General features: G+C 48.2%; 5 protein-coding genes and 1 pseudogene. All 6 read left to right on the forward strand.

Annotated elements, in window-relative coordinates; genetic code table 11:
• Nucleotides 1–89: 89 nt before the first annotated feature.
• Entirely contained in the window at nucleotides 90–605 is a 516-nt protein-coding gene (locus BLQ17_RS13655) for a TRAP transporter small permease subunit (protein ID WP_092223776.1), read from the forward strand.
• Nucleotides 602–1,915: a TRAP transporter large permease gene (locus tag BLQ17_RS13660; RefSeq protein WP_092223777.1), complete on the forward strand. Its 1,314-nt coding sequence runs from the start codon at nucleotides 602–604 to the stop codon at nucleotides 1,913–1,915. The genes BLQ17_RS13655 and BLQ17_RS13660 overlap by 4 nt, the downstream gene beginning before the upstream one ends.
• An 81-nt stretch (nucleotides 1,916–1,996) precedes the next feature.
• A complete protein-coding gene (locus BLQ17_RS13665; protein WP_092223778.1) occupies nucleotides 1,997–3,985 on the forward strand; it encodes an oxidoreductase in 1,989 nt (662 codons plus the stop codon).
• Between the two features lie 19 nt (nucleotides 3,986–4,004).
• Nucleotides 4,005–5,678, forward strand: a complete 1,674-nt coding sequence (gene ilvD, locus BLQ17_RS13670; protein WP_092223782.1) for a dihydroxy-acid dehydratase — start codon at nucleotides 4,005–4,007, stop codon at nucleotides 5,676–5,678.
• Between the two features lie 583 nt (nucleotides 5,679–6,261).
• Nucleotides 6,262–6,562, forward strand: a pseudogene (gene tnpA / locus BLQ17_RS23845) (IS200/IS605 family transposase); the annotation flags it as partial.
• Between the two features lie 104 nt (nucleotides 6,563–6,666).
• On the forward strand, nucleotides 6,667–6,891 hold a 225-nt coding region (locus BLQ17_RS13680), incomplete at its 3' end, for a helix-turn-helix domain-containing protein (RefSeq protein WP_143005510.1).

The raw sequence follows: 6,891 nt of genomic DNA on the forward strand, positions 1-6,891 counted from the left end.
TCCGGTTCTACCAGTCCATTATTGATAAAACGGTTGAGCAATGCAACGCCTTATAACGAAAGGCATTTTCTCTACGAAGTGGATAAATTATGAAATTCGTAAAACTCTATATACGTTTAATCAACAAACTAAATAAACTTGTAGGACTTTCCGTCAGTGTTCTAATGCCTGTTATGGTAATAATTTTGTTTTTGGAGGTAACTGCACGGTATGTATTTAAGAGTCCAACAATTTGGACTTACGATTTGTCAATTTTCATGTTTGGCTATGTTGGGTTGCTGTCAGGGGCATACGTACACCAAATAAAGGGGCACGTAAATGTCGATATTATCTACAGTAAATTAACTCTACGCCAAAAATCCATTATAGATTCAGTAACAGGTCTCCTGTTCTTTTTTTTCATCATTTTAGTAATTCTGTATTCGTCTGAAAATGCAATCTATGCAATTGAAAATAGCGAGACGACAGCGACAGAATGGGGGCCGCCTATCGGTCACTTTAAACTTATGATCCCCATAGGTGCCTCCCTGCTTCTGCTGCAGGAACTCGCCAATTGGCTGGGCAACATCTATCGTGCAATAACAAACAAGGAGTTAAAGCTGTGAGTATTGAATTCCTAACCATATTTCTGTTTGTTGCAATTTTGGCGGTGTTCGCCACTGGTATGCCTGTTGCCTTTGGTCTCGGCACAGTAGCAATGCTCTTTGGCACCTTCACCTGGGGGCCGCAATCCTACAACATAATTGCCCATACCTCCTTCAAGGCGGTTTCCGGATTCGTTTTATTGGCAGTGCCTCTTTTTATTTTTATGGGGCAGATCCTGTCGCATTCCGGCATTGGGGAAAAAATGTTTCACGCGATGCATGTTCTGGCTGGTCGCGTCAAGGGGGGACTGGCCATTGGAGTGATTATTGTATGCAGCCTGATGGCTGCTATGGTTGGAATCATTGGCGCAGGAATAATGACTGCCGGATCGGTCGCCTTAAAACCCATGCTGGAGAGAGGTTATAATAAATATCTCGCCCTGGGTGCCATAATGGCAGGCGGCGGCATGGGGATTCTCATTCCACCAAGCGTACCGATGATATTGTTTAGCTCGGTAACGAATACATCGATTGGCAAGATGTTTGCCGGCGGTATCATTCCCGGTATTATAATGATATCGCTATTTATCATATATATCGCTATCCGTTGCCATATTAATCCTGATCACGGCCCCGCGTTGAAAAAAGCGGAGGTTGCTGACTGGCAACAAAAAAGGATGGCCATTAAAAACTCATTTTTAGCATTTGCTCTTATATTTCTGGTACTAGGGTCAATACTGTTTGGCGTTGCAACTCCCACGGAAGCGGCCGCTGTCGGCGCGGTTGGGGCATCCGTTATCGCGATGCTGCAAAAAAGATTTACATTCGCAGTCCTCAAGGATGCAAGCATTCAAGGCATGGTACTCACGGGAGTATGTGTCTGGATTTTAATTGGCGCTTCAATCTTCAGTGATTTTCACATGCTGATGGGGGCTGGAAAACTCCTTACAGGTATAATGGCCGATCTAAACCTTGGTCCTTGGGGGGTTATTATTTTTATGCAACTTACCATGATGATTATGGGAACCATCATGGATGAGTGGATCATCGTGTTAATCTGTGCGCCGCTGTATACGCCAATTGCAGTTTCTTTAGGATTTGACCCCGTATGGTTTGGTATTCTCATGATATTAAATATGGAAATAGCCATCCAGACACCACCATACGGTTTTGCCCTTTTCTATCTCAAAGGGATAGCGCCTGCTGATATCACAATGATGGACCTGTATAAATCTATCGGTCCGTTTCTGACAATCAAAGTCATAGTTTTAATTTTATGTATGGCAATACCAGAGCTAATCACCTGGTTGCCGAACAAGTTATTTGGTTAGCAGATGGCTTATTAAAGTGTCCGGCGCAACCGTAACCGTGTTCAATGTCAAACATACAACCAACAGTGAAAGGAACGTAAAGTGAACGATTACAAAGTACTCTTCGAACCAAAAAAAATTGGTCCGATACAAGTTAAGAACCGGCTGGTGATGGCACCCATGGGCATTGAGTACATGGGAAACAATGACGGCTCCATCAGTCAGCGCATCATCGATTACTACATGGAGAGATTGCGGCACGGCATCGGAATACTGATCTGTTCCGTCTTTAAGGTGGAAAACGAGATCGAAGCCCTGGAAGAGTGTACTCCGGTCATGCGGGAAACCTCGATGGGGTTGGTTAGCGAGCTGTGCGAAGCAGCCCATACATTTGGTGCACGGATATTCGTCCAGCTTACCGCCGGTTACGGTCGCGTTACCCCGCCCTCCATCTTGAGAAAGCAGTGTGTTTCCTCATCTGCTACGCCTAACTTTTGGGACCCGTCCGTCATCTGCCGGCCTATGACGGTGGGAGAAATAGGTGAAATTGTAACAGCCATCGGCAGAACCGCAAGACAGCTCGCCAATGCCGGTGTGGACGGAATAGAACTGCACGGTCACGAAGGTTATATTTTTGACCAGTTCACCTCCTCAATCTGGAACAAACGGGAAGATCAGTACGGGGGAAGCCTTGAGAATCGATTGCGTTTTCCGATTGAGTGCTTGCAGGAGATGCGCCGTGAGGTTGGCAACCAGATGGCCATGGTCTATCGTTTCGGCCTCAAACACTTTCTAAAGAATTTCAACAGCGCAGCCCTTCCCGGGGAAACCTTCAAAGAAGCAGGCCGCGATATTGAAGAAGGAATCGAGATGGCCAAAATGTTTGAGCAGGCCGGCTTCGATGCCCTTCATGTGGATGCAGGCTGTTATGAAAGCCATTACTGGCCGCATCCTCCCATCTACCAGAAACACGGGTGTATGGCTGATATGCCGGCTCTGGCTAAAAAAGCGGTAAAAATTCCGGTGATCGGCGTCGGACGACTCGATAAACCAGAAGTTGCGGCACAGGTCATCAAAGAGGATAAGATGGATTTCGTCGCCATAGGCAGAGGTCTTCTTGCCGAACCGCACTGGCCTGAAAAAGTGCGGCAAGGCAGAGTCCATGACATTCGCCCCTGCATCGGCTGTTACGACGGATGTTTCGAAGCCTACTCAAAACACCGAGCAATTTCCTGCGCCCTCAACCCTGCATCCGGCCGGGAACGAACACACAGGCTGGAACCCGCCGTGACACCGCTCAATGTTATGATCGTTGGTGGCGGAGTCGGCGGGATGGAAGCGGCAAGAGTTGCGTCTTTGCGAGGACACCGGGTAACTCTGTATGACCAGAACAGTTCTCTCGGAGGTCTCGTACAGCAGGCTGCTGTCCCCGAGTTCAAAAGCGACCTGCGGCGTCTGCTGAGCTGGTATGAACGCCAGCTCGATACACCTGACATATCCGTGAACCTCAACACCAGAATAGGTCTTGAGGAGATCCGCGCCCAATCTCCCGATGTAGTCGTCGTGGCAACCGGTGCAAAAGCCGCTATGATAAACATGCCTGGTACAGATCACCAGTCGGTGGTAACTGGTGTCGACCTGCTCAAAGATCCGTCTCTGGCCGGACAGAAATCGGTCATCATCGGTGGCGGCCTGGTGGGGTGTGAAATTGCTATCTGGCTTGCAGCTCAGGGAAAAGAGTGTGTAATTGTCGAGATGTGTCCCAGCCTGATGAGTGGCGGGATAAAGATTCCCATTCAAGTTCGGATGATGACGATAGATTTACTCAAGAAACATGGCATCATGGCGTTCACCGACAGCAAAGTACAAAAAATTCTCGATGGAAAGGTCGAAATAGAAGATGGGAGCGGTCTAACAACCGAACTGGAAACCGACACGGTGGTTATGGCCGCCGGCATGGTTGCCAACTCGAAACTGGCCGATGATATCGAAAACGAGTTCAGTCGTGTCTATCGGATCGGTGATTGCCGGGCGCCTCGAAATGTAATGGGAGCGGTATGGGATGCTTATGAAATCGCAAGATTCATTTGATTGAGAATATGGAGAAAAAATGGCGACAGTGAAAAAAAACGACTGCGATCTTCCTGATTACGCCCTGGTGGAACGCCAAACCATGATGAGTGGGGCGGGATATGCCGACGAGGGAGTCGACCGGATCCAGATCGGAATTGTCAGCAGCTGGGGGGAAATAAATCCTGCTGCTGTGAATATTGACAAGGTGGTTGATGCGGTCAAGGCCGGCGTCTGGGCCGGGGGTGGTGCTCCGAGGGTATTTGTCATCAGTTCCATATGCACTTCAATGTGCGGAGACGAGAATTATCATCTGCCTCACCGGGACCTGGTTGCCGGGTATATAGAAACCGTTTCCAAAACCAATCTGTTCGACGGGCTTGTGTTTGTCCCTGTTTGCGATGATGTCATTCCGGGCCACCTGATGGCTGCGGCACGGCTCGACCTGCCGGCAACTGTGGTAACAGGCGGTTACATGCAGCTCAATCGTCATAAGCGAAAAGAGATCGATCCGCTGGAGGTTGCCCCGAAATATTATCGGCAATACAAAGAAGGCGGGATCAGCAAAGCCGAGTACAGCCGGATAAAAGACAAGGGTTGCATGGGAATCGGCGCCTGTCCCGTGATGGGAACGGCAAACACCATGGCAGCAATGACCGAAGCCCTGGGGATGTCGCTTCCGGGCAACACCGCAACTCCCGGAGCGGACTCAAGGCTTTTGCGGATTGCTTTTGAGGCCGGCCGCCGGGTGGTACAGCTTCATCAGAAACGGATCAGGCCTTCCACCATAATGAGTCGCAAAGCTTTTGAAAATGCCATTCGGCTGTTGATGGCTACAGGCGGTTCCACCAACGGAGTGCTCCATCTTCAGGCAATTGCCGCCGAACTTGGGATCGATATACCGCTTGAAACCTTTAACGAGCTGAGTAAAAAAACACCATTTATCGTTGACGTAGCACCGTCCGGGAGCGGCAAATTCCTGATGGCGGATCTTGACGAAGCAGGCGGTATTCCGGCGGTCATGAAAGAAATGGCTCCGCTTCTCCACTGCGATGCGATGACGGTGACTGGTCAGACGGTCGGCGATAACCTCAGAACCGTCGAACCTGAGCCAAACGAGATGATCTATCCTCTTGATAGGCCGATGGCCAAAGAAGGAGGTCTGCTCTTTTTGCGGGGCAACCTGGCCCCTGAAGGTGCACTTATCAAGAAATCTGCCGTTCCTGAATCCATGATTATGCACCGGGGACCTGCGCGTATTTTCCAAAATGAGGACGATGCCAGCAAGGCCTTGATTAACAATGAAATTGTCTCGGGATCCGTGGTGGTAGTAAGAAATGTCGGTCCCCAGGGTGACCCGGGGATGCGGCTGCTTTATCGTTTTCTGTGGATAGTCGCGGCAAAGGGCATGCAGGAAGAGATTGCCCTAATCACCGACGGACGTTTTTCCGGTACTAACAAGGGGTGTGCGGTAGCTCATATCTGTCCGGAAGCATCGGTCGGAGGACCGCTTGCCCTGGTCGAGGAAGGTGATATAATCGAGATAGATATTCCGAACGAGAAAATCAACCTGAAGATCAGTGAGGAAGAATTTGCCAAGAGAGCCAAAAACTGGAGTCCGCCAAGGCGCAGTCTCCAAAATGGCTACCTTTCTGTCTACGCCAGAAACGCAAAATCGGCTAGTCAAGGTGCAGCCCTCAACTATAAGCCGTAACCGTAGCATTGTATGCAAAACAGAGCCAAAGAGGCCCGCATTCCCTTGTAAAGGGGAGTGGGCCTGCACCTTAAATAGAGCGTGGAATATTCAAGACGTGGAATGGAGATCGGATTTCTCTCAATCCAGCTGTTACCACTTACCGTGTACTGCCGTAAAGGCAGCAAAAAAGTTCAGTAAGTAAAAAATATGATTTCAGCTAGTTGAACGGATGATGTGTTTGGCTGACGAGAAATCTGCGAAATTCAATTTTTCGGTGTGCCTTTCGTTTTTTCTAGGGACAGCGAGAGTGGATAACAACACCTTGGTTCCGTCTAGAAATTGCTATTTAAAGAATAATGTTAAGCGGTTTGGGGAGCAGGGATTCGAACGATTGTTGCATCGCACTGATTCTGTGCAATATTATTGAATTACGACTTTGCGTATACCAACAGTTATACCAACAAATATATCCGGTTGATTGTATGAATCGAATTCATCTCTGGTACACTAGTTTTATTAAACCGATGGTTTTATAAGTTCAATTCAATGTCCAGCAGGTAACTAAATCAGACTCTAAATCGGACACATAGGTCAGTCGAGATCAGATCAACAAGAGTGTGAAATCTTAGAGCTGAACGTGCAAATAGACCATGTACACTTGTTGGTGCTGATCCCGCCGAAGCTGTCGATCTCCGAATATGTAGGCAAAGTCAAAGGACGAACAGCGATCCGGTTATTGAACCGGCACTGAAAGTTGAGACGAAAGCCCTATTGGAGTAATTAATTTTGGGCAAAAGGGTATTGCGTAGACACAGTCGGTCTTGATGCCGATGAGATATCGCAAGTACTTAAAATGCCACGAAGTACAAGAGAAAAAGATTGAGCAACTAAGCTTGTTTTAACTGAGATAGTTCCGATTTGATCTGACACTTCACTTGAAAAAGTGAGGGTTACCAGTTTTGATATAGGTGCCAACCAAACATCAAAACATAAGGAGGTAACCCTCATGATCCATGGTAACCAACGCATCGTAAAACACAAGATCGGACTTCTCAATCTCGCAGAAGAGCTCTCAAACGTCTCCCGAGCCTGCAAGATAATGGGCTTATCCAGAGACACATTCTACAGATACAAAGCCGCTGTTGAGGATGGTGGTGTTGAAGCACTCATCGACAAAAATAGGCGGAAACCAAACGTTAAAAACAGAGTCGATGAGCTCACAGAAGAGGCC

Source organism: Desulforhopalus singaporensis, from assembly GCF_900104445.1.
Classification (GTDB): domain Bacteria; phylum Desulfobacterota; class Desulfobulbia; order Desulfobulbales; family Desulfocapsaceae; genus Desulforhopalus_A; species Desulforhopalus_A singaporensis.